This is a genomic window from Pseudomonas ficuserectae (genome assembly GCF_024584585.1).
GTDB lineage: Bacteria > Pseudomonadota > Gammaproteobacteria > Pseudomonadales > Pseudomonadaceae > Aquipseudomonas > Aquipseudomonas amygdali.
Genome location: NZ_CP085684.1, coordinates 3,090,452 through 3,114,871, shown reverse-complemented (window position 1 = coordinate 3,114,871; position 24,420 = coordinate 3,090,452). Strand labels below are relative to the sequence as shown.

The 24,420-nt window shown below is 58.6% G+C and carries 20 protein-coding genes and 2 pseudogenes; 14 read left to right on the top strand and 8 right to left on the bottom strand.

The window, feature by feature from the left end; all coding sequences use genetic code 11:
* The first annotated feature begins 65 nt into the window (after nt 1-65).
* Nucleotides 66-839 carry a hypothetical protein gene (locus tag LJU29_RS13680; RefSeq protein WP_257110736.1) on the top strand — a complete coding sequence of 258 codons (774 nt, stop codon included), beginning with the start codon at nt 66-68 and terminating at the stop codon, nt 837-839.
* Complete coding sequence (locus tag LJU29_RS13675) at nt 836-1,693, top strand: DUF6282 family protein (RefSeq protein ID WP_122302870.1); 858 nt, start codon at nt 836-838, stop codon at nt 1,691-1,693. The genes LJU29_RS13680 and LJU29_RS13675 overlap by 4 nt, the downstream gene beginning before the upstream one ends.
* 49 nt (nt 1,694-1,742) lie before the next feature.
* Here LJU29_RS13675 and LJU29_RS13670 read toward each other — a convergent pair whose 3' ends face one another.
* From LJU29_RS13670 to LJU29_RS13660, 3 genes are all read right to left on the bottom strand, one after another.
* On the bottom strand, nt 1,743-2,921 hold the full coding sequence (locus LJU29_RS13670) for an LLM class flavin-dependent oxidoreductase (protein WP_257110735.1): 1,179 nt from the start codon (nt 2,919-2,921) through the stop codon (nt 1,743-1,745).
* A gap of 81 nt (nt 2,922-3,002) precedes the next feature.
* Nucleotides 3,003-3,965: an LLM class oxidoreductase gene (locus tag LJU29_RS13665; protein WP_257112728.1), complete on the bottom strand. Its 963-nt coding sequence runs from the start codon at nt 3,963-3,965 to the stop codon at nt 3,003-3,005.
* 11 nt (nt 3,966-3,976) lie between these two features.
* Nucleotides 3,977-5,542: an MFS transporter gene (locus tag LJU29_RS13660; protein ID WP_016982605.1), complete on the bottom strand. Its 1,566-nt coding sequence runs from the start codon at nt 5,540-5,542 to the stop codon at nt 3,977-3,979.
* 158 nt (nt 5,543-5,700) lie between these two features.
* On the opposite strand from LJU29_RS13660, the gene LJU29_RS13655 reads away from it, so the two are divergent.
* Nucleotides 5,701-6,597: a LysR family transcriptional regulator gene (locus tag LJU29_RS13655; RefSeq protein WP_005746892.1), complete on the top strand. Its 897-nt coding sequence runs from the start codon at nt 5,701-5,703 to the stop codon at nt 6,595-6,597.
* Nucleotides 6,598-6,639: 42 nt separating this feature from the next.
* Complete coding sequence (locus LJU29_RS13650) at nt 6,640-7,284, top strand: glutathione S-transferase N-terminal domain-containing protein (protein ID WP_005747191.1); 645 nt, start codon at nt 6,640-6,642, stop codon at nt 7,282-7,284.
* A gap of 52 nt (nt 7,285-7,336) precedes the next feature.
* Here the strand turns inward: LJU29_RS13650 and LJU29_RS13645 are convergent, their stop codons facing one another.
* Both LJU29_RS13645 and LJU29_RS13640 read right to left on the bottom strand, forming a co-directional pair.
* A complete protein-coding gene (locus tag LJU29_RS13645) occupies nt 7,337-7,972 on the bottom strand; it encodes a PulJ/GspJ family protein (RefSeq protein ID WP_257110734.1) in 636 nt (211 codons plus the stop codon).
* Nucleotides 7,969-8,430: pseudogene (locus tag LJU29_RS13640) on the bottom strand (prepilin-type N-terminal cleavage/methylation domain-containing protein). Before LJU29_RS13640 ends, LJU29_RS13645 begins: the two are co-directional and overlap by 4 nt.
* Before the next feature lie 104 nt (nt 8,431-8,534).
* Here LJU29_RS13640 and LJU29_RS13635 point away from each other — a divergent pair.
* Nucleotides 8,535-8,969, top strand: coding sequence for a type II secretion system protein N (locus LJU29_RS13635; protein ID WP_005746888.1), 435 nt, complete (start codon nt 8,535-8,537; stop codon nt 8,967-8,969).
* Between the two features lie 5 nt (nt 8,970-8,974).
* Here the strand turns inward: LJU29_RS13635 and gspI are convergent, their stop codons facing one another.
* Nucleotides 8,975-9,367 (bottom strand): type II secretion system minor pseudopilin GspI, encoded by a 393-nt coding sequence (gene gspI / locus LJU29_RS13630; RefSeq protein ID WP_005756513.1) that lies wholly within the window; start codon nt 9,365-9,367, stop codon nt 8,975-8,977.
* 168 nt (nt 9,368-9,535) lie between these two features.
* Between gspI and gspG the strand changes: the two genes are divergently transcribed.
* From gspG to gspF, 7 genes and pseudogenes are all read left to right on the top strand, one after another.
* Nucleotides 9,536-9,985: a type II secretion system major pseudopilin GspG gene (gene gspG, locus LJU29_RS13625; RefSeq protein WP_004664843.1), complete on the top strand. Its 450-nt coding sequence runs from the start codon at nt 9,536-9,538 to the stop codon at nt 9,983-9,985.
* On the top strand, nt 9,973-10,968 hold the full coding sequence (gspK, locus tag LJU29_RS13620) for a type II secretion system minor pseudopilin GspK (protein ID WP_257110733.1): 996 nt from the start codon (nt 9,973-9,975) through the stop codon (nt 10,966-10,968). The genes gspG and gspK overlap by 13 nt, the downstream gene beginning before the upstream one ends.
* Nucleotides 10,965-12,137 (top strand): type II secretion system protein GspL, encoded by a 1,173-nt coding sequence (gene gspL / locus LJU29_RS13615; protein ID WP_257110732.1) that lies wholly within the window; start codon nt 10,965-10,967, stop codon nt 12,135-12,137. The genes gspK and gspL overlap by 4 nt, the downstream gene beginning before the upstream one ends.
* On the top strand, nt 12,130-12,690 hold the full coding sequence (locus LJU29_RS13610) for a type II secretion system protein M (protein ID WP_239689819.1): 561 nt from the start codon (nt 12,130-12,132) through the stop codon (nt 12,688-12,690). Before gspL ends, LJU29_RS13610 begins: the two co-directional genes overlap by 8 nt.
* Complete coding sequence (gspD, locus tag LJU29_RS13605) at nt 12,690-15,026, top strand: type II secretion system secretin GspD (RefSeq protein WP_257110731.1); 2,337 nt, start codon at nt 12,690-12,692, stop codon at nt 15,024-15,026. Before LJU29_RS13610 ends, gspD begins: the two co-directional genes overlap by 1 nt.
* Nucleotides 15,023-16,441 (top strand): annotated as a pseudogene (gene gspE / locus LJU29_RS13600) (type II secretion system ATPase GspE). The gene gspD and the pseudogene gspE overlap by 4 nt, the downstream one beginning before the upstream one ends.
* Nucleotides 16,441-17,652: a type II secretion system inner membrane protein GspF gene (gspF, locus tag LJU29_RS13595; RefSeq protein ID WP_257110730.1), complete on the top strand. Its 1,212-nt coding sequence runs from the start codon at nt 16,441-16,443 to the stop codon at nt 17,650-17,652. Before gspE ends, gspF begins: the two are co-directional and overlap by 1 nt.
* 102 nt (nt 17,653-17,754) lie before the next feature.
* Here the strand turns inward: gspF and LJU29_RS13590 are convergent, their stop codons facing one another.
* Nucleotides 17,755-18,876, bottom strand: coding sequence for a pectate lyase family protein (locus tag LJU29_RS13590; RefSeq protein WP_257110729.1), 1,122 nt, complete (start codon nt 18,874-18,876; stop codon nt 17,755-17,757).
* Between the two features lie 337 nt (nt 18,877-19,213).
* Nucleotides 19,214-20,518 carry a sensor histidine kinase gene (locus LJU29_RS13585; protein WP_257110728.1) on the bottom strand — a complete coding sequence of 435 codons (1,305 nt, stop codon included), beginning with the start codon at nt 20,516-20,518 and terminating at the stop codon, nt 19,214-19,216.
* 513 nt (nt 20,519-21,031) lie between these two features.
* Between LJU29_RS13585 and LJU29_RS13580 the strand changes: the two genes are divergently transcribed.
* Complete coding sequence (locus tag LJU29_RS13580) at nt 21,032-22,639, top strand: M10 family metallopeptidase (RefSeq protein ID WP_004664861.1); 1,608 nt, start codon at nt 21,032-21,034, stop codon at nt 22,637-22,639.
* Between the two features lie 341 nt (nt 22,640-22,980).
* Nucleotides 22,981-24,384, top strand: a complete 1,404-nt coding sequence (locus LJU29_RS13575) for an amidase (RefSeq protein WP_257112727.1) — start codon at nt 22,981-22,983, stop codon at nt 24,382-24,384.
* The last annotated feature ends 36 nt before the right edge of the window (nt 24,385-24,420 follow it).

Sequence of the window (24,420 nt, the reverse complement as noted above, 5' to 3'; positions counted from 1 at the left end):
GGATGGATCAACGACCGGACCCGCTCGAAACAGCGGGTCTTGTCATTTTTGCAGGAGCAAAAGCCATGAGTCATTGCATCACCTGCCAGACCTTCGGTGTCGGGCAATCAAGCGTATTCATTCTTTCACCGGTGATGCCGGTCTGGGACGCGGGTGGCTTCGCCAAACCGCTGATCGAGCATTTCACTGCGGTGGGTTATCAGGTTACGGTTTTTGATTCCCTATCCCTGCCGGTCAAGGCGGGCGAAGACTTTGACGGGTTTACCCAGCGCTGGGTCAGCGCGCTAGAGCCTTGGGGTGTGCCGGATCTACTCGTCGGCGTGGCCTTGGGTGGTGCGTTGGTACAGGCGTTGGCAGGCACTTCATTACTACGGTCGACGCCTGCGTTGTTGCTGCTTTCTTCTCCCGCCAAAGCCGATGCGCTGCTGGATTCCAGGCTGGGACGTATGGCGGATCTGGCAGAACAAGGGCATGTCGAGCAAGCCAAACGCCTGCTGGACGATCTGGTGTTGCCTGAAGGCGAGAAACACGAGCACCCGTCCGTCAGCGAGAATGACGCAGCGCTATCAACCCAGGGACAGCGTCTGACCCTGGGATTCCGGCTACTGAGCGGTCTGGATATCAGTGAGTGCCTGCTCGATTACAAAGGGCGTGTGCTGAGCGTGTTTGGCGAAAAGTCGCAACTGGTGGGGGCGGGTCATGTGCTGCGTACCAAAGGCCACAAACAACGCTCACTGTGTGTGCCGGATGGCGGGATGCGCCCGCTGGCGGATGATCTGGACCGGGTGCTGGAGAGCATCGATACATTTCTGATCGCCAGAGCGGAGTGTGTGCAATGAGTCGGATCGAGGAGCCAGGCTTCATTGATGTGCATTATCACGCCAATCCTGACGCGTTCATTCGCCGTCATGGCGCGATAGAGGCGGGCCGGCGCTACGCTGCTGTGCAGGGGCGGGTCGTATTGAAAAATCACTTGGGGTGCACGGCTGCCCAGGCATGGGAAGCACGCAATCAGGGTTTTCCGGTCAGCGGTTCTGTGGTTCTGAACGAGATCGCTGGCGGCATCGACTACCGTGTAGTCGAGCGCAGTCTCTGTTTGCGCGGCGATGAACCTGGACGTTTCATTGTTCACTTGCCAACCGTCACAGGCAGAACGCATACCAGCACGCTGGCCCGTAAACTGAGCCATCCGCTGTTGCGCGAAAAGCCCATCAAGCCTGCCAGAGTGACAGCGCAGAACGGACGCCTTACGCCGCAGACGCTGGATATTCTCAAAATGGCCCGTGACTATCCGCTGGTCATCTCGACAGGGCATGCCGACGCCGGTGAAGTCAGGATGCTGATCGAGGAAGCACTGCGCATCGGTGTGCCAAGGCTGATGCTCAATCAGCCCGCCAACCCGTTGACCGGTCTGAAAGCAGCCGAGCTTGCGGTGATTGGCAGTGAGCCATCGGTCTACATCGAACAGACGGCGCTGACCTACTTGTTGGGCTATCAGGACCGACAGGATTTCACTAAGGTATTGAGTCATGTTCCCAATGTGGTCTACAGCTCCGACCTTGGGCAGACCAGTCAGGTCGATGTGCATGAGTGGCTGTCGATGAGCGGGCAGTGGTTCGACGCGTTCGGTTTGAGTTGCGAGCGTCGTGCCGAGATGAGTCTTTTGAATCCACAACGCATGCTGGCCATTTAAATCGTTCGGGTAAAGCTCCCTGGCTAACTACGCCAGGGAGTACTCATCATCAGGCTACTTCGGCAGCTACTTTCGGAGTGATTGCCTCGACAGTGATTGCTTCGCGCAGGCCCGCCTGTTCCATCAATGGCAATGTTTCTCTGACGAAATCCTTTATGCCTTCGTGGTAATCAAGCCATGTCAGTGCAATGCCATCGATCCCCCAGTCAGAATATTTCTTGAACAGTTCCACGATCTGTTCCGGAGTGCCTACCAGCGGCACGCCTGCAAACCCTGCCTTGAAATGAAAGCGAAAACGGACCGCGTCTTCCGGGGTGAAAATACCGGTCTGAATGCCCAGCTCGCTGGTGATGATATCGCAGCCCTCATCGTCACCCAGCTGGTTGGCGTAATAGTCCAGGTAGGCGTCCGCTTGTTCTTGCGTGTCCTTCTGCACCACGTAGCCGTAACACCATATCTTTATATCGCGGTCGAAATCCTGCTTCGCCAGGTCTTTATAGGATGCAATCTGCTGACGCACGGCGTCTTCACCGTCCAGGTGTTTGACGATCAGGAAGGCGGCATCACAGTGTTTGGCGCAAAACCGTTTGCCGCGCGGTGAACCGCCGGCATTGATCAGATAGGGGGTGTTGAGGGGGTGCGGCTGCGAGATAGCGTCGCAGATGTTGAAATATTCTCCTTTGAAGTCGAACGGTGTTTGCTGCTCCCAGGCATTTTTTGCGATGTGCAGCCACTCTTCCGCGTAGTCGTAGCGTTTGTCGTGTTCCATCATCTGGCCGTTGAACATGCGCATTTCCGCGCCGTACCAGCCGCACAGAATATTCAGCCCGAAGCGCCCGCTGCTGATGTGATCGATGGTCACCGCCTGCTTGGCTGCAAACAGCGGATGAACCGTGGGCAGGTGCGATGTGGTGAACACGGCAATCTGGTGGGTCAGGGCGGCAATACCGGCAGCCCAGGTGTAGGTTTCGAAACAGACACCGCCGGTGTTGTTGGTGCCGCCAAAACCTTTCCAGCGGCCTACCGGTATGAAGGCTTCAAACCCTGCATCGTCGGCCACCCGGGCGATTTCCAGATTACCTGCCCAATCGTCTCCGCGAAGGCGTTCCGGCGCATTGGTGACGGTGCAGCCGCCCTCGGTGTTAGTGGAGAAAACACCCAGCTGTATCTTGTTGCGGCTGCTGCGCATCGGGTTAGGTTTTATCGGATAAGCTTTTTCAGTGCGCATGATGACCTCCCAGGTCGGTTTTATGTCGTTCTTCCCTGCTAGATCCTTTGCCGACAGTGGCCGTGCAGGCGAAATACTCGCTCAGGCATGCTCACTGCGTCGGGTCGGAAAATACGGCAGCACATACTCTTCCAGCTCCTGTAACACTTCCGTGGCCGGACGTCTCAGTGGTTTCAGGTTCAGCGCAACATGCGAAACGCCCTGTTCCCGTTGACGCTGCCACAGCTCGATGAGGGCGTTGCGCCCTGTACTGATGCCACGGCCGACTTTCATGGGCGCGTCCTTGTTGTCCTCCAGATCAAAGAACGTCGCATAACCGTAGGGCTTGAATCGTTTCTGCTCGTTGGCATCGCGCCAGTGATTGATCACGTCGGGCAGGGTGTTGAAGCCACTCTGATGCCATATCCAGGCGTCCATATGGTTGACCAGCCATTTGATGTCCTGCTGACAGTGACCGATGGCCAGCATCGGCAACCGCCCGAAAAAAGGTTTTGGCAGTAGGTCCAGCGTGCCATTGAGTTTCCCGTAGTGGCGCGACGTGAAGGCCGGAAAAGAGTGCTCGGTTACGGCGTGCAGCATCTCGACCCCCTCTCTGAAGCGCTCTGCGCGTGTGTCGAAATTCTCGCCGAATGCAGGGTATTCGCCGGGCCGATCACCCGTTGACAACCCCAGCAGGAAGCGTCCCTCCAGCAATACATCAAGGCTGCAGGCCTGTTTGGCGACCATCAGCGGGTTGCGCAGCGTCAGTACGATACCGGCTGTACCGATGCAGATTTGCGTGGTCACCGCAGCAAGCAGTGCTGCATACACGAAAGGGTCGAATATCTGGCCAGCGTCACCAAAGCCTGGGTCGAGAAGCGGTACATCCCTCAGCCAGAGTGCTGCAAAACCGGCTTTGTCGGCCTGTTTTGCGAGGGCAATGTGATTTTTCATGGTCGGCGCGGCAGCGTCGGGATAGCCTTCCAGCGGCGCAATCAGGCCGAAGGTGAGATGGCCCGGTGCGAACACCTTTGCAAAGGCAGGATGCCGCTGTGTTCCGGTCATCTCATGTGGGCTCACTTGGCTTCTCCCGCCAGGTCAAGCGTGTCGGATGGCTCGAGTGGCGGTTCGTCATGAGCGCGCACGCGACCTAGCAGGGCAAAGACTGCCACTGCCGTCAGCACGGTGGCGGCGCTGAGAATGAACAGCAGATTGCGGAACGCGGTGGCGTACTGTTGGTGCAGCAGTTCTGCCTGACCGGGCAGTAGGCTGATCGCATTCTGCAGATCGCCCAATGCGGCGCGGTTGGCAGCGTTTGTCACCACATCAGGCGCGACACCCGTCAGGGCATCGAACAGGCCCCACTGAATGAACGTGGCCAGCAGTGCGCCTGCGATCGCAATGGCTATGCCGTCGGCAGAAACGCGCACGGCATTGAAGATGCCGGTAGCCATACCGGCGCGTTCCTTTTCAACCACACTGATCGCCATGCCATCCATCAGCCCCCAGGGCAGACCGATGCCGATACCGATCAAGGCCATCGGCAGCAAGGCGGTTTTGATTGCTCCGCTGTCCAGCGCCAGCGCGAGCCACAGCAGGCCGACAGCCACCAGCAGCAGACCGATACCGGACAGCAGACCAGAGGTGAAACGACGTGCCAGTTGTGCGGCAAGCATCGGTACGATCAGCAGGGGCGCGGCCAGTGCGGTCATCATCTGTCCGGTTTCCAGCGCGCTGAGTCCGTCGATGCCAATGAAGCGTGCTGGCAACATGATGATCAGCACGACAAAGAAAAATGCCGGACTGGCCGCAAGAATCTGCACGCCGACAAAGCGCGCGCTCTTGAACAGCGACAGATCAAGCATGGGTCTGGCCACGCGCCGTTCCACTGCAATGAATATCCAGAACAGCAACAGTGAACCGATAATGCCGCCCATGACCAGTGGATGGGTCCAGCCGTCTTCAGGGGCGAGCAGGATTGCGTAGGTGAACAGGGTCAGTGCCGCGGTAAAGCTGATCGCTCCTGGCCAGTCCATGCCGGTGGCATTGGGGTCTCTGGATTCTGTAGCGCTGAAAAGCACCAGAAAGAATCCCGCAACCCCAATAAGAGCCGTTGCGTGGAATGACCATTTCCAGCCAGCCGAGTCGACCAGCGAGCCCGCCGCAAGAGGACCGAAGGCCAGGCCTATCCCGAACGTGGTGCCCAGCAGGCTGAACACTCGGGTGCGGTCCGCTCCATGGAAGGTCTGGGCCAGCGATGACATTGCGCCAGCGAACGCTGCTGCACCGCCCAGCCCCTGAATCAGGCGAAGTACATCAATCTGCACGACGGATGAGGCCATCGGAATGGCAAAGGTGGACAGCACGAATATCGCCAGTCCGATCAGCCATACGCGTTTTCTGCCGTAGATATCCGTCAGGCTTCCAGCGGCCATCATGGCGCTGCCGTAAGTCAGGATGTAAGCGTTGATGACCCACGTGAGCTCGACGGCTGATCCGCCCAGTGCCTTGTTTATCGAGGGCAGAACCACGGCAGGGCCAGTGAAGCACAACGGAATCAGGATGCCTGTCAGGCAGGCGGCAAACAATTGTCCCCAGCGTCTGGTAGCAGACGATGCTTGAACCTGGCTTGCTGAAGTCATGTGCAATTTCCCTGTGAAGCGTGCGCAGTTTTCGGTGCATTGCACGCGTTTATCCAAGGGCAGTTGCCCTGTCGGGAGATTAGGGGTTGCGTCTGTAAACAAAAACAGGCTTATGTTCCGAAGGTATAGGACAGGGCTGTCCTTAATAGGAGTGGGTATTGGAATCGCTCGGTAGCATTGCGGTGTTTGTTCTGGTCGCGGAAACACGGAGTTTTACCCAGGCTGGAAAGCGCCTGGGTATTTCATCGTCGGGGGTAGGCAAGAGTATCGGCCGTCTGGAAGAGGGCCTGGGTGTCAGGCTTTTTCATCGCAGTACGCGCAGTATTGCCATGACCCTGGAGGGCTCGATATTTCTGGAGCGCTGTCGCCGTATTCTGTCGGAGCTTGAAACGGCAGAAATGGAGTTGAGCAATGCCAGAGACCTGCCCAGAGGCCGGTTGCGCATCAGCCTGCCTTTGGTCAGCGGCCTGGTCATGCCGGTCATCATCGAGTTCATGCGCACCTATCCCGATATCGAACTGGACATCGATTTTTCCGACCGCATGGTCGATATCATCGAGGAAGGCTTTGATATCGTCCTGCGCACGGGAGACCCCGGCGACTCGGGCCTGATGTCAAGGCGGATGGGGGGCTTTCAATTGAAAATCGTCGGCGCTCCGGACTATTTTTCCCGGCGCGGGACACCTCAACATCCAGCAGACTTGAGTCGACACGCCTGTCTGTTGCACAAGTTTCCCTCTTCGGGCAAATTTGAACACTGGCCGCTACGTCGCGAGGCCGGTGCCGATGATCTCGATTTGCCCCAGGTGATGGTGTGCAACACGACGGAAATTCTTGTTGATGTTGCGCGGGCGGGGTTGGGAATTGCCTGCCTGCCGGACTTCATGATTTCATCGGCCATTCGCACTGGCGAGTTGGTGCCAATACTGACCGACTACACGGTGCATACCGGAAGTTTCAGGTTGCTCTGGCCATCGAGCAAGCACCTTTCCCTGCGCCTGCGGGTATTCATTGATTTTATGCACGCCCATTTGTTTGCTCCTGCGTCTGTGTGACTGCGCGGACCGACCATGTAGCACCTGACAAGGAGCATTGGCATGTACACGCTTTTTGGCACAGAGGGTTCGGGGTCCGCAGCCATCGAGATAGCGCTTTGGCGCTGCTCGGTTCCTTTTACCTTGTTCAGGGCCTGCGCGTGGGAGGAGGGGCCAGGCAAGGAAGCATTGCGGCGGGTCAATCCATTGCTGCAGGTGCCCACGCTGGTCCTGGCCGATGGCACGGTGCTCACCGAAAGCGCTGCAATTCTGATTCATCTGGGACTGGAGCATCCCGAATCCGGGCTGCTGCCCAGCAAGCCTGCCCTGCGCGCTCAAGCCCTTCGCGCGCTGGTCTACATCGCCGCCAACTGCTACGCCCCGATCGGGATTATCGATTACCCGCAGCGCTGGCTGTCGGGCTCCGACGAAACGCAGGCTACGCTACTCGAAACCGGCACCCGTGCGCGGTTGCATGAAAACTGGGAGACATTTGCGGATCTGTTCGCTAATGCAGGCTTCTGGCGTTGTGATGATCCCGGTGCAGTTGAGATTCTGGCTTGCATCGTGACCAGATGGGGCGGTGCGCGCGAGCATCTGCATACCACCCGGCCTGATTTTCATGAGCTGCTGTTACAGGTCGACGCCCAGCCGGTGGTCAGCGCAGTGATAAGGCGTCATTGGGACTTGAGACGTCTTGAGGCATAGAAGCAGGCCCTTTTGACGACGTGACGCCAGAATGGACTCAAACCATCGTCCCTCAGTCGCCTGTAAGCCATGCTCGGTAATTCAGCGGCCCCAGCACCTTTCGATAGCGCTCGTCGCCATTACGGGTATGTAGCGTGAGCACAATTTCCAGCCCGTCGGGATTGTCTTCCTTGTGGCTGTCGAGCGGTTGCCAGCCTCCGACAGTTCTCCAGACCCTTATTTTTGTCTCGACGACATGGTCGAGCACCGCTATTCCTTCGTCGGGAGCGGGTAGGGGGTAGAGATTGCTGCTGTCTGCGGCCGCGCGATACAACGTGTTGTCCTTTAGCCACCAGCGGATTCGCTGTAGTCCTTCCCCGGCCGTGGCCGCACTGCGAATGACGTCAAGGCGCATGCCGTTCCTTTCCGCACTGCGAATACTGATGGGTATCAACGTTTTTGCCTGCGGATCCGGTTCTTCGCCAGGCAGCGGTTTTTGCAGCTCGACGCTGGCACGCATGGCCACGTCGCGCTCCAGCTGGTTCAGCGCTCGCAGTACCGACTCGGTGTGCCCGGTGCTTTCGCGTAACTGGATATCGGTGCGAGTGATGCTCTCCAACCCACGCCAGGCAATCAGGCTGACGATGATCATCAGCAGGATAGCCACCATCACTTCCAGTAATGTGAAGCCGTTTTGCCTTGCATTCATGGAGGGCTGACCACCTGCAGTTGACCCAGCGCGCTACGCTGCAGGCTCAAGGATCGTTCACCGTCAGAGAGCTGGATGCGCAGCGGTGCGACGATCCATTCGGGACCTGACACCACTCGCTGCGCCGGGTCTACGCTGATGCGTATGGAGGGTGTTTCCCAGGCTCTGAAACGCAGCTGCGGGTCGTTCATGAAGCGGTCGTAGCCCAGGCCTTACTCGGCACGTCGTGCGAAACCAAAGCCTTTGTCATCGACCAGCAAGGTGATTGGCCGACCGTCGACTCTGGCCTCGACCTGTGCAATGTGCAGCATGTGTGCGAGGCGTTCAGCATCCTTGCGCAGCAAAGCGGCAGGATCGGGTTTGATACTCATGCTCACCGTTGCGCTGACAATGCCAATGATGACCAGAACCACCATCAACTCGATCAGGGTAAAACCCCGTTGTGTGTCCATACTCATGATCGGTGGCTCCCTGATGACGTTTGCATACGGATCAAAGCGGGGGCCAGGCATTCTGATGCAGTGATGTAGACTGCCCCCGCAGACGAACAGGAGGTTCAGTCATGGCATTTTCGTTTCATCCATTATCAGCACCGCGCCTGGTGCAATCGGCGGCCTTGATTGCAGCGCTGGCGGGTATCGCGCTCTGGTCGTCGTTGCTGCTTGCGCCCGAGCCTGTGCGCGCACCGTTGCCGGAAAGCGCCGTTCCCGCTGCCAATGTCGGCAGTCCTGCCCGACAGTGGTTCGCCAACCAGCCACTTCAGGTCCGGATCAAGGTCACCGGTGTCATGACCGGGAGCAAAGGCGCGGTGGCGATTCTCACTGTCAACGATAGACCGGCGCGCAGCTATCTGGCGGGGGAGTTGCTTGCCAAGGATGTACGTCTGGTGGCTATCGAGAGTGACGCAGTAGTGATCGAGCAGGGTACCGAGCGTACACGATTCAAGGTCGCCAGCCTGGCAGGCCTGCCGGAGTTGCCCAGCCTGCTGCGTCGTTGAAACGCTCATGGAGACTCTTTCGGCTGGCGTCGGATGGCGATAATGGTATCGAGGCGGGCCAGTGGCGGCGCTTTATTGTCCCGCTGTAATACTCGCAGACTGACCCGCATCAACATTCCGCCTGCACTGGCTTTGAGTGTCTGTTCACAGGTGAGCGAGAGCCTGCCCTGATCGCACTTGCGGGTTGTGAAACCAGGCCTGAGCCTTGTCATCATGCGTAATTCGGCCAGTTGGTTCTGCGCCTCCAGCAGCGCAATGGCGCGGTCGCGCAACACACCGTTGTTAAAGGTCATTACCCCGCTCAGGCGCGCGGCAGCCGCCATTGCCACGGCGATGATCAACAGCGCCACCAACACTTCGATCAGCGTGAAGCCTTTCTCCTTGTGCGGTTGCAGCATGGGCGCCTCCTGGCAAATCCTCCTGCTCGATACAGGCAACAACGATAGCACCGGACCAGCATCTGATTGTTCATGAATGGCTCACCATAAGGGTTGAGCAGATTTATCGTGCCCCGTCGCGGCGGCGTCTACACTGCGGGACAGATGAGGATCATCAAGGATATGGATATGGATGTCGCACGCGTCAAGCCTCGGTCTGGAGGCCGTCGCGGCCAGGACGGTTTTACCCTGATCGAAATAATGGTGGTCGTGGTTATTCTGGGCATTCTGGCCGCTGTTGTGGTGCCCAGGGTTCTTGACCGTCCGGACCAGGCGCGGGCTGCTGCTGCCCGGCAGGATATCGCAGGGCTGATGCAGGCGCTCAAGCTCTATCGCCTCGACCACGGCACTTACCCCAATCAGGCTCAGAGCCTGAAAGCTCTGGTCGAGCGGCCGGCCAACATCAACAAAAACAACTGGCGCGCCTATGTCGAGCGGCTACCCAATGATCCGTGGGGACACCCCTATCATTATCTGAACCCCGGCGTTAACGGCGAGGTGGATCTTTTTTCTCTGGGTGCCGACGGTCAGCCCGATGGCGAGGGTGTCAATGCTGATATCGGCTCATGGCAGCTCTGAACATGGCGCTGAGCATTTACCCGGCAAGCGCAATCAGGCAAGGCGGCTCGGCAATTATCAGTACCCTGCTGACCGTCGCGATTGTCGCGGTCATCGCGGCCGGTATGCTGACCCGTCAGAGTGTCATGATTCGCACGGTAGAAGCCGAGCAGTCGCGTATCCAGAACAGCGCAGCGCTGATGGCCGGGCTGGACGCGAGCCGCATGCTGTTGTGGGATTCACGTCGCAAGAGCCGGGCGACTCATCCTTGCCAGGCGTGGGCGCAGCCCCTCGGCCAGAGTCCATCCGATCGACCTGAAGAAGGTTTTCACGGACAACTGGAAGACCAGCAGGGCAAATTCAACCTGCGCAACCTGCTGCGCAATGGTCAGCTGGAAATCGGTCAACTGCGCAGTTTCGAACGCTTGTGTCAGATGATTTCCATCAGTGATGTTCTCTGCCAGAGCATCAGCCAGCGGGTGCTTGGCTCATACACACGTTTTTCGACTCCGGCAACGGGCCAGGTCAGCGGCATGTTCGCAAGCGGGCGAGAGACTTCTTCGGCGACGCGCAAGCCCACCCCGGCATCATTGGTGACACTGCGCAGCCTGGATGATCTGCAAGGGATGCAGGGTTTGAGCGATCAGGTATTGGAGCGGCTGAAACGCTACGTGTGCATTCTGCCCGCCAATACCTGGGTCAACAGCAATACAGCGAGTGCCGAGGTACTGGCAGCGGTGGTGCCCGGTTTGTCATTGCCCAGTGCGCAAACGGTGGTGGCCGAGCGCGACAGGGGACAGTGGTTTGCCTACCGTCTGGAAATCATCGCTCGCATGCAGGTGCCGACCCAGGCGGCTGACGGGCTTGAAATCGGAGTAGCAAGCGAGTGGTTTGTGTTCCGTGGCAAGGCGCGCAGAGACGGACGTCAGGCCAGCATGGAGGCCTTGCTGTATGTGCGCGATGACAGCGTGCCTCATGTTATCTGGTCGCGGATCGGCGTATGAGCCGGTTGCGGATCGCCCTGCCTGCTCTGGAGCAACTGAATCCGGAGACGCCACTGCTATTCGTCCGGCTGGACAGCCAGGGCAAGACTGTTGAAATCGGCCTGAGCAATTTGCTGGAATTGAAGCAGGGCGGTGCACTGCAGCCGGTGGAAGCGTTTCTGCATCCACTGGACAGTCTGCTGGCCCGGATCGAAACGCCGCCGCTGACTGCGTCGCGGATCAGAAGCGCTGCGCTGTTAGCCGCCCAGGGACTGATACTGGGCGGCAGTGAGCTGATGCACATCGCCAGCAGCCCGCGCTATTCTGACGGGGCCGTTTATCTGGGCTGGTTGCCCGCAACTGCGCTGGAACGTCTGAGCCGACTGCTGAGTCAGTCGCGTCTGTCGTTGCGCGGCCTTTACCCTGCGCCCTATGGCCTGCCTGTGCCTGCACCGGGTCAAGTCAGTGTCGTGCTGCGGGATGAGCACTGGCTGCTACGTCACGGTGCCGGGCAAGGTGGCGTGCATCCGCGGCTGACCGAGACCCCTGACGCGCGCCTGGCCAACGGCAGCGAGTTGCACCGGCTGGACGACGAGGGCACGGCAGGCCTGGAAACATCGGCTGTCTTGCTCCTGGGCGGGCCGTCACCCGGCTGGAGCCTGCATGCAGGAATAGGGGCGGCGAAAGTCAGGACATCGGGCTGGACCGCCGCATGGGTCTGCTGCGGCCTGGCTGTCGGGGTATGGGCGCTGGGCTTGAATCTGTACGCCGCTCGCGAGGCTGCCCGAGGACAGCAACTCAGGGCCGGTATGGTGCAGCGGGTCAGTCAGGCCTTTCCTTACTTGCCGGTCATTCTCAATCCTCTGCAGCAGGCCCGGCAGCAGGTGGCGGCACTTGAAAGCGGTTCAGCCACCGGCACCGACAGCGGATTCGAACAGCTGGTAAAAAGCGCCGCTGGAGCGCTGCCGTTCCTTGCAGGTAGCGTGCAGCGCCTGACCTATTCAGATGGCCGCCTGCAGCTGCAACTGTTGCCCGATAACGCCCAGCCTGCTGTTGACGATACGTTGCAGCGTTCGCTGGCGCAGGTGGGTCTGACAGCCAGTCGCGATCATCTCACCTGGACCCTGAGCCAGATGCCCGATCAAGCGGCCGATGCGTCCGCTTCTACGCCGGAGAGCGACGTTGAGTAGCCGAATGTGGCAGCCATACGTTGACCGCTGGCGGCGACTGAGTGGGCATGTGCGTGTTGTCAGGGCCGGTCTGTCGATCAGGGAGACGCGTCTACTGTCGATAGGCGCGCTGGTGTTGTGCTGCCTGGTGACGTGGTTACTGATGGTTCAGCCTGCGCTGAAGAAAATCACGTATTGGCAGGCGCAAAATCCTGTGTTGAGCGCCCAGGCCGAGACGCTCGAAACGCTGCTCAAGCAGGTGAGCGTGCCGCAGCGCCGAACAGGCCCGCAGCATCCGCAGCCAGCATTGCAGCGCAGCCTTGAAGCCTTCGGGTTGTGGTCGTATTGCCAGCTTGAGCAAGACGGTGAAGGGGCTGAGCACAGTTGGCAACTGGCGTTCGATCACGCGCCAGCCGACGCAGTGATTGGTTGGCTGCTGGAGCAGCCGCAATTGTTTTCGTTACACATCAAGGACGCCAGCCTGCAACGTGCAGGCGAAGACGCTCAGGACCTGACAGGTCATCTGTCCGGGGTTGTTCGCATGGATCAGGCGTCGAGCGCAAAGGAAGCTTAATGAAATGGTATGCCTTTACCTGCACGTTGCCCTGTCGCAGGGTCGCACCGTTTTTCCTGCTGGCGCTGAGCGCTTGCAGCACCACATCGCCCGCGCCGCCTGGGCTGGTAGAGAGCGAGCTGGGTCAACCGCTGGCCAGAACCTTACCCGTCCGTGATGCACATGATCGCCAGCGCGCGCAACCGGGCGTCGCGCCAGGACAGAAACACACGTTGTCGAACACCGCTCGCGGCCATACGCCAGCCCGCAGGACAGGGGCTGCGCACGGCGCGCTGGGTGATCAGCTCATACAACTGAATTTTGTCGAGGCCGATATTCAATCGGTCGTGCGGGCGTTGTCACGTTCCACAGGCCAGCAGTTTTTGCTGGACCCCAAAGTCACGGGCACGCTGACGCTGGTCAGCGAAGGGTCGGTGCCGGCCTTTCAGGCTTATGAAATGCTGATGGCAGCTTTGCGCATGCAGGGTTTCAGTGTGGTGGATGTCGGCGGCGTGGCTCACGTCGTGCCTGAAGCCGATGCCAGACTGCTCGGCGGTCCTGTTTACAGTGCCGACAAACCTTCCGGGAACGGCATGCTGACCCGTACGTTTCGCTTGCAGTACGAAAATGCGGTCAATCTGATTCCGGTGCTGCGGCCTATCGTTTCGCCGAACAACCCGATCAACGCCTATCCCGGCAATAACACCATTGTCGTCACCGACTACGCCGATAACCTGGTGCGAGTGGCGCAGATCATCGACGGTATCGACACGCCCAGTGCCATCGATACTGACGTGGTGACCGTGCATAACGGTATCGCTGTAGACATCGCCAGTATGGTCAGCGAGTTGCTGGATACCCAGGGCGGCGACTCGACCCAGAAGATCAGTGTGATTGGCGACCCCCGCTCCAACGCCATCATTATCCGTGCTGGCAGCCCGGAGCGTACCGAGCTGGCGCGCAACCTGATCTACAAGCTGGACAACGCCCAGAGCAACCCGAGCAATCTGCATGTTGTGTACCTGCGCAATGCCCAGGCGGGAAAGCTGGCCCAGGCTTTGCGGGGCTTGCTGACCGGTGAAAGTGACAGCGGTGCCAGTGATACCGCCCGGGCGATGCTCAGTGGCATGGGCAGCACCGGTAACAAGAACGACGCGCAAGGTAACAGCAGCGCAGGCTCTGTCTCCGGGACCATAGCCAGCAGCGGTTATGGCCAGAGTAGCGCGTCGCCTTCGGTTGCCACTGCCGGTAGTCAGCAAGCCGAACAGAACACCGCGTTCAGTGCCGCAGGGGTGACCATTCAGGCTGATGCGACCACCAACACCCTGTTGATTTCCGCTCCGGAGCCGCTGTATCGCAATTTGCGTGAGGTCATCGATCAACTGGATCAGCGCCGTGCTCAGGTGGTGATCGAAAGCCTGATTGTCGAGGTCAGCGAGGACGATGCGAACCAGTTCGGCGTGCAGTGGCAGACCGGCAACCTGAATGGCAGCGGCGGCTTTGGCGGGGTGAACCTTGGCGGCAGCGGTTTGAATACCAGTGGCAGCACCAGTATCGACGTGCTTCCCCCAGGCTTGAATGTCGGCGTGGTGAGGGGCGCGGTGACCATTCCGGGCATTGGCGAAGTGCTGGATTTGAAGGTGCTCGCGCGCGCCCTGAAGAGCAAGGGTGGCAGTAATGTGCTGTCCACGCCGAACTTGCTGACGCTGGACAACGAGGCGGCCAGTATCTTCGTCGGCCAGACCATCCCGTTTGTCACCGGCAGTTATGTAACGGGCGGTGGCGGCACCAGCAACAATCCGTTTCAAACGGTTCAGCGCGAAGAAGTCGGCTTGAAACTGAATGTAAGGCCGCAGATTTCCGAAGGCGGTACGGTCAAGCTGGACATCTATCAGGAAGTCAGCAATGTCGATCAGCGCGCCTCGCTGGCGTCAGGCACCGTCACCAACAAGCGCGCCATCGATACCAGCATCCTGCTGGACGACGGGCAGATCATGGTGCTGGGCGGCCTGCTTCAGGACGGGTACAACCAGAGCGATGAAGCGGTGCCCTGGCTGTCGAGGATTCCGCTTCTCGGCGTACTGTTTCGAAACGAAGCGCGTTCGACCAGAAAAACCAATCTGATGGTCTTCCTGCGTCCCTACATCATTCGTGACAGCGGCACAGGGCGCAACATCACGTTGAACCGTTACGAATTCATGCGCCGCGCACAGGGTAATTTGCGTCCCGAGCGTAACTGGATGCTGCCGGACATGCAGGCGCCGCAGTTGCCCTCTGCGGCAAAGGCGATTCCTGACCTGCAGCCTGCTGCCGGTCAGATGCCGCGGGCGGTCATTCGCGCAGTGCCTGTGCCATGAGTGCGCTGCCTTATGCCTGGGCCAGAGCGCAACGCATTCTCTTGCGTGAGACTGACGAGGGTGTGCTGCTGGTCGTCTGCGACGCTACTCCCGGCTGGGCAATCAATGAGGCCCGGCGGCAGTTCGGTCCGGCGCGTCTGGAACAGGTTGGCACGCATCAACTGGAGGGGCTTCTGGCCGCAGCCTACGCCGATACCGGCAGCGCGGCGGCGGTGGTGGGCGCTGCAGAAAACGACGCTGACCTGAACCGGCTCATGCAGGATATTCCGGAAATCACCGACCTGCTGGATGCTCAGGACGGTGCCCCGGTGATTCGCATGATCAATGCACTGCTGACCTAGGCGGCTCGCGACGAGGCCAGCGATATTCATATCGAACCCTACGAAAGCCATTCGGTGGTGCGCTATAGGGTCGATGGCAGCCTGCGCGATGTAGTATCGCCGCGCAAGGCGTTGCATGGCTCGCTGGTGTCACGCATCAAGATCATGGCCCAGCTGGATATCGCCGAAAAGCGCTTGCCTCAGGATGGTCGAATCGCATTGCGCGTGGCCGGTCGGCCCATCGACATTCGCGTCTCGACCGTGCCTACCGGCCACGGTGAAAGGGTGGTAATGCGCCTGCTCGACAAACAGGCCGGTCGTCTGCGTCTCGAGACACTGGGCATGGCCCCTGATGTGCTGGCCAGACTCGACAACCTGATACGCCAACCCCATGGCATTGTGCTGGTCACAGGGCCCACCGGCAGTGGCAAGACCACCAGTCTTTATGCCGCGTTGGCACGGCTGGATGCCAGCACCAGCAATATCCTGACCGTGGAGGACCCGGTGGAATACGACCTGCCGGGTATCAGTCAGATTCAGGTCAACAGCAAAATCGACATGACTTTCGCCCTGGCGTTGCGCGCGATTCTGCGTCAGGACCCGGACATCATCATGATCGGCGAAATCCGAGATCTGGAAACCGCCCAGATCTCGGTGCAGGCATCACTGACCGGGCATTTGGTGCTGGCAACCCTGCACACCAATGACTCGGTATCGGCGATCAACAGGCTTGTCGACATGGGCGTCGAGCCTTTTCTTCTTGCGTCTTCTCTGCTTGGCGTGCTGGCGCAGCGCCTGGTACGCCGTCTGTGCCCGCAGTGCAGACAACCCGACCCGACTGCGTCAGGCTGCTGGCGCCCGCAGGGGTGTGAGCGCTGTAGCGGCACCGGTTACAGCGGCCGCACCGGCATTCATGAGCTGTTCTGTATTGATGATGAGGTGCGCAGTCTGATCCATCAAGGTGCCGATATGCAGGCACTGAGGGGGGCGGCGCGCAATGCCGGCATGGTCAGCATGCGCGAGGATGGCCAGCGCTGGGTTCGCGATGGCACCACAGCTCCGGAAGAAATCATTCGTGTGACACGGGACGCTTGATGAGCCGCTATCACTATGAAGCTGCCGATGCGCAGGGCACGATAGAATCCGGCTATCTGGACGCTGACAGTCAGGACGCCGTGATGGCTGATCTGCGCCAGCGGGGGCTGACTGCATTGCAGGTAAAGATCGACAGCCAGACCAGCAGTCATGGGGCAGGGGGGCTGTTCAGTATGCGCCTTTCGGACGCTGACCTTGCCTCGGTGACCCGACAACTGGCAAGCCTGCTGAGTGCCGGGCTGCCGCTGGATGAAGCATTGGGGGCCACGGTCGAGCAGGCCGAACGCCAACACATTATTCAGACCCTGAGCGCGATACGCACCGATGTTCGCAGTGGCATGCGTCTGGCCGAAGCGCTGGCCGCCCGCCCCAGAGACTTTCCGGACATTTACCGGGCCTTGATCGGGGCGGGGGAGGAGTCCGGCGACTTGGCCCGGGTCATGGAGCGACTGGCCGATTACATAGAAGAGCGCAATGGCCTGAGAGGCAAGATTCTCACGGCGTTCATCTACCCCGGCGTAGTGGGGCTGGTCTCGATTGCCATCGTGATTTTTCTGCTGAGCTACGTAGTGCCCCAGATAGTCAGTGCGTTTTCTCAGGCGCGTCAGGACCTGCCCGGTTTGACACTGGCCATGCTGGCCGCGAGTGATTTCATCCTTGCCTGGGGCCTGGTGTGTCTGGGCGTATTGCTGGCGGCGTTGTGGGGCTGGCGAATTTGTCTGCGCAACCCGGCTACGCGCCTGAGATGGCACAGCCAGATCCTGCGCTTGCCCTTGATCGGTCGATTCGTACTGGGGCTGAACACCGCACGCTTTGCATCGACCCTGGCGATTCTCGGTGCTGCCGGTGTGCCCTTGCTGCGGGCGCTGGACGCATCGCGTCAGACCTTGTCCAACGATCGCCTCAGTCTGGCGGTGAGCGAAGCCACGTCCAGGGTCCGCGAAGGCGTCAACCTGGCGGTGGCACTGCGGATTGAAAAGGTCTTTCCGCCGCTGCTGATTCACCTGATTGCCAGCGGCGAAAAAACCGGGTCGTTACCGCCGATGCTTGATCGTGCTGCGCAGACCCTTTCCCGCGATATCGAGCGCCGCGCGCTGGGCATGACTGCGCTGCTCGAACCCTTGATGATCGTGATCATGGGCGGCGTAGTGCTGGTGATCGTTATGGCTGTGATGTTGCCGATCATCGAGATCAATCAACTGGTCAATTGAGGGGCGCGATCCTGATGAAGGCTGACTCTTCGTCCGGCGATAACCTGCTCAATAAAAGACCCTCATTGAGAGGGTCTTTTATCGTCCTGTACAACCGGCGTATCAGATTTTGCCAGCGCCGGCCTTGGCCTTGACGTCGGCCGCAACCTTGACAGCCGCCAGAGGGGTGTAGCTATACGGAGAGGTCCAGCCAATACTGGTGCTCCAGGAACAGCTGATGACACTGCCGTTTACCAGCGACCCGCTATCACGGTAGACACTGCCGCCATAGTCGGCCGCAACCTTGCTGCAACCACTGATGCCGCTGATATCGAGCACATTGCGCTCAGAGAAGATTTTCGAACCTTTACCGACGCCCTGGGCATACACAAACGGGTAGACCTTATGGCTGGTACTTCCAGTGTGATAGTTGTTGTAAAGATGAACCTGGCCAAACCCTATTCGCGGCCCGCGAGAGGAAATATTCTCGAACAACGAGTTGTGAATGGTCACCTTCAGTTTGCCGTCATCGGTTGTTTTACTGTCACTTGAACCGATCAGGTTATTCTTTTCGTGATTCCGGAACACGGAATACGAGATGGTGACATAGTTGGCGCCGTTCTTGACGTCCAGTGCGCCATCATGGTGTTGTTTTGGACGACCATTGGCCGTGCCATTCTGATCATCGGTACGACGGCCGTCGGTAAACGTCACATGATCTATCCATACATTGCTGGCACCTTCGACCGTCAGACCGTCGTACTCCGAGTTCCAGTTGCCGGCGCTGCCATCTTCCGGGTCCCAGGGGTTTTCAATGGTCAGGTTGCGAATGATGACGTCGTTTTCCTTCGCGTAGAAAAACCCTTCCCTTATCTCGGCACTGCTGGAGGTGCCGACAATCGTGGTTTTGCCGGGGATGTCCAGGCGGGCGCGCTGCTTCATATCAGAGGTTTTGGTGTACGGTTTGCCGTCGCTGACATCAATAACCCCTGTCACCTTGATGATCCGGCCGTTGCTGCCTGCCGACGCAGCCAGTGCGGCTTTCAGCTCGGCGGCGTTTTTCACCGAATAAATGTTATTCGCTGCTGCCCTTGAACCACCCTTGGTGCCCCCGTTTTGAGTAGCCCAACCGGTAGTGGCAACATCGGTGGCGATATCGGCTTGGGCAGACAGGCTGACAGACAATAGCGATACAAGAATGCCGCCCGTCAATGCGAGCGGCGTTAAACCATGAGGCTTCAACATATAATCTATTCCTTGATTAATGTGTGTACAGCGTGCAGTTATTGCAACTGCGTATCCCACAGCAAACATCCTGTTGCCAAGGCAGTAGCGCAAACAGAATGTTTGCTGTTGATTGAATATAGTCGTGAATCGGAAAGCGCCATTGTTGTGAGTGTATTTTTTTGTAAAAGAGAACCCATGCTGTTTATTTTTTACAAGCATCTAACGCGCAATAAGTACATTGCTATTGTCGCCATGATGGGAATGTAATTCATAAGGTGAATGCGTCTGATGCGGCCTTGTTATTCATCTAATGAATAACAAGGCCGCGTCAGACGTCTGTGAAGTAGTGGGGCGCTTAATTCGTTGAATTGATCGGACCCAGTATTCTCAGATAGAGATGCACGGTCGTCCCGTTTTCAGGTGCTGTTTCGACGCGTGCGCCTCCGCCTGCGTTCACCGCAAACTCCTGCACCTGAACAAGGCCCAGGCCGGCACCTGGTTCGGAGCTTCTGGTGGTGAAGAAGGGTTCGAATATCTGTTCCTTGAGATCGGCGGCCATGCCTGGGCCATTATCAGCCACGCTGAGTACCAGGTAGTCGCCTTCCGGCAATCGTGGGTCTTCCTTGACTGACTCCAGTCGAGTGGCGATATGTACCTTGCCAGACCCTGACATTGCATCACGGGCGTTGGCCAAGAGGTTCAATACGGCGGCGTGCAACTGCGCTTCGGCGCACAGGACGCCCCAGCCCTGGGCGCTAAGGTCGAACGACAGTTCCAGATTGTCGCCTGCCGAGCGCAATAACAGATCACGGGCGGCATCGATTCGTTCGCTGACATCGATGCAGATCAGTTCGGGGCCGTCCTGACGAACGCTATCGAGCAAACGGGTGACCAATTGTCGACCGTGATCCACAGCTCGCAGGCCGGTGTCACTGAGCGTCTCGACATCAGATGGGCGACGCGAGCGCATGCGGACAAGTTGCAGGCTGGCGCTCAACGCCTGGAGCAGGTTGTTGAAGTCGTGGGCGATGCTCGCTGTGAGCATTCCCAATGACGACACCCGCTGTGACTCGCGCAGATTGCGTTCAACGGCCAAGCTTTGATTCTGTGCGCTTTCGAGTCCCAGGGCCAGTTCTGCGGCATGTTGGTCGCGTTGTTGTGTAAGCAGGCGATATTGCATCAAGGCTGCGGTCTGGCGGGCCAGTGCCAGCAGGGCCAGACGTTGTTGTTCGGTCAGAACACGCGGCCAGATATCGATTATACACACCGTGCCCAGCGCATGGCCCGTGTCGGTGCGAATCGGTGCGCCTGCATAAAACCGGATATAAGGAGGGCCCAGCACCAGCGGGCTTTCTCTGAAGCGGGGGTCGGTGGTTGCATCTTCTACGACCAGCACATCGGAAGGTTGCAGGATTGCGTGTGCGCAGAAGGCCAGATCGCGATGGGTTTCCTTGACGTCCAGGCCGATGCAGGCCTTGAACCACTGGCGTTCCCGGTCAACCAGCGAAACCAGGGCGATAGGCGCGTCGCACAGCGTGGTAGCGAGCAGCACAATGTCGTCTAAGTCCTGCTCGGGAGCGCTGTCCAGTATCCTGAGATGCTCAAGAGACAGGACTCGTTCTTCTTCGTTGGCAGGAAGTGGCGCAGGGTGGTGGGTCATGGGGCGCACCGCGATCAGATGAGATAAGGTCTTATGATGCCTATGATTTATACAGGGCAGCAAGGTACACAGCGTATAAATGCACGCAATCCGGCCGGATGCGTCAGGCTTCAGTTCTGTGCCTGTCGCGAACGCTGAACCGTCCAGCGCGTCGACAGCCGTTACACGATAGCTCAACTGTACCGCCTTCGTTGCCGGTCTTGATCGGGTTCTCGCGTTTTGCCGTGAATGCTCATTGGCGGCTTGGGCAATGAACCCGGTCAGTTGGAGTCGTGGGTTTAAAGAAGGTTTCATGTAGCGCTATTAGTAGGAGGCGTATAATGGCTATAAAAGTACATTCGTAATAAGAAGTCTGCGGGTGTTGGCAATGCGTGTCCGGCATCCGTAAGTAGTTTGCTTGTAACTTATTGTGCCCACAGTGTGCCTGTTATGTAATAAACTGCCTGGCGATTTTTGCGTGGGCAAAGATCGTTGGTTAATCACTAACGTGTGTATTCTTCAGGAGCATTGCTGATGCCCGGCCCAAATGATTCAAGTCCTGCCGAACTTTTGCCCGAAGGGTCTCCCGACGACAGAGTCACCAGCCTGTTGTGGGGGCCGTTCTGGTTAGGCGATTCAACCGGTACTCACCTCACTTACAGCTTTCATACTGCCAACTCCGTCTATGCCACTGACTACAGTCGCTCTCAGGAGCCCAGCGATGCCTATTCACTGACCGATGCCCAGGCCGCGGCGGCAAGAAGTGCGTTGGGTGCATGGAGTGCAGTGGCAGACATCAAATTCACCGAGGTTCAGGACACCCCGGACAATGTCGGAGACATTCGTTTTGGCGGCTTCAAGAGTCTGCAAAGTACTGAGTACGGCCAGGCTTACGCGCCAGGCACACTGGGCCGGTCCGGTGATGTCTGGATCGGGCCGAAAGTCAACGCGGCTGATCCTGCCAAAGGCACGGATGATTACCTGACGTTCATGCATGAAACGGGTCATGCATTGGGTTTGAAACATTCGTTTGAAGCCTCGCAATACAACGATGTTCTGCTCGATGCCAAGTTTGAAGATGCCCGTTACACCATCATGAGCTACACCAACAACTACAGTTTCAAACCCACCACGCCGATGTTGCTCGATGTGGCGGCCATGCAGTTCATATACGGTGCCAACACCAGCTATCACACCGGTAATGACGTCTACAAATGGGCACCCGATCAGTCGGTGTTCGAGACGATCTGGGACGCTGGTGGCAAGGATACGATTGATGCCAGCAATCAGGCTTCGTTTGTGAAGATCAACCTCAACGAGGGTGAGTTCAGCACCATCGGCAAGGCGTTCCTCGATTACAACCAGAATCCTGATGCCCCGACGCTGATGAACTCAGGGCTGGCGATTGCCTACGGTGCGCACATTGAAAACGCCATTGGCTCTGCTTTCAATGACACGCTGATCGGCAACAGCCTGGATAACGTGCTTGATGGTCGTGGCGGTCTGGACACCATGATTGGCGGTTTGGGTAACGACACCTACGTTATTGATCAGGCTGGTGAGCTCGCTTTGGTGCAAGAGAAGGCCAATGAGGGCATCGATACACTCAAGATCACCTATGACAACACATCGCCGGTTGCCACAGTGATCGACCTGAATGCCGGCCCGCTGGCCAACTTTGAAAACGTCCACCTAAAAGGAGAGGGCGAGTTCACTTTGCTGGGCAATGATCGCAACAATACCCTGACCGGTAACGATGCGAACAATGTGCTGTTCGGCGGCGCGGGCAATGACAAGCTGGTTGGCGGTCTGGGCGCAGACATCATGACCGGTGGCAGCGGTGCTGACCGTTTTGTGTTCAATGACCTGGCAGAAATGGGCAAAGGCCACGCCAGCGACGTGATTACCGACTTCAACAGCCAGCAGGGCGACAAGCTGAGCTTCCTGAAGATGGATGCCAACGTGGACACCAAAGCCCTTGATGCTTTCAGCTTCATTGGCAGCGGCGAGTTCACAGGCGCTGGCCAGCTGCGTTTCGCCGACCACGTGCTGTCCGGCAACGTCAATGGTGATTTGCATGCAGACTTTGAAATCCAGCTGGTCGGTGTAACCGAGTTCCATGCTCACGATCTGGCGGTTTGATCGCTGACTTGAAATACCGGTTTCAATGACAGGACTGCGCCACGGACAGGCGCCGTTCTATCTGCTTGCCCATCGCCTCCTTCTTTTCTTTCTCCTGCCTCTTCCCGTCGTTTTAACTGCGCACCGCAATTGGGCGACGCAGGGTTTTGAGCTTTTTTTGGCACCGTGACGGTGCTGTTACAAAATTTAAAACCACAAATTCAATATATCCAACAAAACCCACTTGACGCGCCAGCCCCTGCTGAATGTAATGCGCCGACAGTCGTCGGCACTGGGCATTGCGCAGAAGTATCTCACTGATGAAAGAGGTATCTACATTGATTGAGCCACAGCCATCGTCCATGCCTACCGTGATTGAAGCTGCCGCGCTTGTCCGCAAAGGCTGCATGACGCCGATACGCTTGACTGAGTTATGTCTGGCAACGATTGAAACCCACAATTCCACACTCAATGCGTTTGGTGACGTATACGCCGATGTCGCGCTCGAACAGGCCTGGACGATGACTGCCGAACTGCAGCGTGGTCAGGCAAGAGGTCCGCTGCACGGCATACCCTTTGGCATCAAGGACCTCTTTTCGACAGCGGGACTGCGCACCACGCGTGGCTCGTTGACTGCTCTGGACTCGGTGCCGGTCCAGGATGCACCGATCATTCGCCGCCTCAAGAATGCTGGTGCGATCATTCTGGGCAAGACAGCGACGACCGAATTCGGCTGGACCGGCGCGAGTACGTCACGGGTGTTCGGCAACGGGCGTAACCCCTGGGACCCGGCACTGACCAGTGGTGGCTCCAGTTCCGGCTCGGCGATTGCGGTGGCGGCGCGCATGGTGCCGGGCGCACTGGGCTCCGATGGTGGCGGCTCGGTGCGCATACCTGGCTCGTTCTGTGGTGCGTTCGCCCTCAAAGGCACTCTGGGACGCATTCCGACCTGGCCCTGGTCAGCCACCGAGATGCTCAGTCATGCCGGACCGATTACCCGAACCGTGCGTGATAGCGCTTTGCTTTTCGATATCCTGTCGGGGCCGGATCCGCTGGATCACCAGGCGCTGCCAGCCCCTGACGAGTCCTTTCTGGCACGGTGTGACCAACCGTTGAATCCGTTGCGTATCGGCTTCTGCCCGACGCTGTTTGACACACCGGTCGACGCGCAAATCGCCGCAGCGGTTGAAGCTGCTGTGGGTAATATCGCCAGGTCGCTGCCCGTCACGGTCAGCACGCTCAAACCAGCCTGGCAGGACCCGCTGGCGACGTTCGAAACCCTGTGGGTTGCCGGACGCGGTATCGCCTATGGCAAAGCGCTTGCGCAGCAACTGGACCAGCTTGACCCTGGCTTTGCCGATCTGATCAGGCGTTCTGCCCAGTACAGCCTGAGCGATTACTTGCAGGCACTTCAGCAGCGCGCTGCGTTTGCCAATCAGGTCCATGCGCTGTTTGAGGATTACGATCTGCTGATCATGCCCACGTTGCCGATTCTGCCGTTTGCTGCCGACGACGTGGCACCTGCCGGTTATGCCGGGCAGGACGGCGCTGTGCCGTGGGCGCGCTGGACGCCATTTACTTACCCTTTCAACATTACCGGCAACCCGGCGGCCAACCTGCCCTGCGGGTGGAGTTCCGGCGGGCTGCCCATTGGTCTGCAAGTGGTCGGGCCACGCTTTGCCGACGCTCAGGTGCTGCAGTTCTGTGCCGCTGTGGAAGCCATCGCGCCATGGGATCAACACTTGCCACCGATTTTGGGGCAGTAGCCATGTCCCTCTTGCTTGCGGATCAACGGCCAACGG

Bases quoted from the DNA above. Each gene is read 5' to 3' on its own strand.
- LJU29_RS13680 (WP_257110736.1), top strand. From the start codon at position 66: ATGAGTCATTGCATCACCTGCCAGACCTTCGGTGTCGGGCAATCAAGC.
- LJU29_RS13675 (WP_122302870.1), top strand. From the start codon at position 836: ATGAGTCGGATCGAGGAGCCAGGCTTCATTGATGTGCATTATCACGCC.
- LJU29_RS13670 (WP_257110735.1), bottom strand. From the start codon at position 2,921: ATGCGCACTGAAAAAGCTTATCCGATAAAACCTAACCCGATGCGCAGC.
- LJU29_RS13665 (WP_257112728.1), bottom strand. From the start codon at position 3,965: ATGACCGGAACACAGCGGCATCCTGCCTTTGCAAAGGTGTTCGCACCG.
- LJU29_RS13660 (WP_016982605.1), bottom strand. From the start codon at position 5,542: ATGACTTCAGCAAGCCAGGTTCAAGCATCGTCTGCTACCAGACGCTGG.
- LJU29_RS13650 (WP_005747191.1), top strand. From the start codon at position 6,640: ATGTACACGCTTTTTGGCACAGAGGGTTCGGGGTCCGCAGCCATCGAG.
- LJU29_RS13645 (WP_257110734.1), bottom strand. From the start codon at position 7,972: ATGAATGCAAGGCAAAACGGCTTCACATTACTGGAAGTGATGGTGGCT.
- LJU29_RS13635 (WP_005746888.1), top strand. From the start codon at position 8,535: ATGGCATTTTCGTTTCATCCATTATCAGCACCGCGCCTGGTGCAATCG.
- gspI (WP_005756513.1), bottom strand. From the start codon at position 9,367: ATGCTGCAACCGCACAAGGAGAAAGGCTTCACGCTGATCGAAGTGTTG.
- gspG (WP_004664843.1), top strand. From the start codon at position 9,536: ATGGATGTCGCACGCGTCAAGCCTCGGTCTGGAGGCCGTCGCGGCCAG.
- gspK (WP_257110733.1), top strand. From the start codon at position 9,973: ATGGCAGCTCTGAACATGGCGCTGAGCATTTACCCGGCAAGCGCAATC.
- gspL (WP_257110732.1), top strand. From the start codon at position 10,965: ATGAGCCGGTTGCGGATCGCCCTGCCTGCTCTGGAGCAACTGAATCCG.
- gspD (WP_257110731.1), top strand. From the start codon at position 12,690: ATGAAATGGTATGCCTTTACCTGCACGTTGCCCTGTCGCAGGGTCGCA.
- gspF (WP_257110730.1), top strand. From the start codon at position 16,441: ATGAGCCGCTATCACTATGAAGCTGCCGATGCGCAGGGCACGATAGAA.
- LJU29_RS13590 (WP_257110729.1), bottom strand. From the start codon at position 18,876: ATGTTGAAGCCTCATGGTTTAACGCCGCTCGCATTGACGGGCGGCATT.
- LJU29_RS13585 (WP_257110728.1), bottom strand. From the start codon at position 20,518: ATGACCCACCACCCTGCGCCACTTCCTGCCAACGAAGAAGAACGAGTC.
- LJU29_RS13580 (WP_004664861.1), top strand. From the start codon at position 21,032: ATGCCCGGCCCAAATGATTCAAGTCCTGCCGAACTTTTGCCCGAAGGG.
- LJU29_RS13575 (WP_257112727.1), top strand. From the start codon at position 22,981: ATGCCTACCGTGATTGAAGCTGCCGCGCTTGTCCGCAAAGGCTGCATG.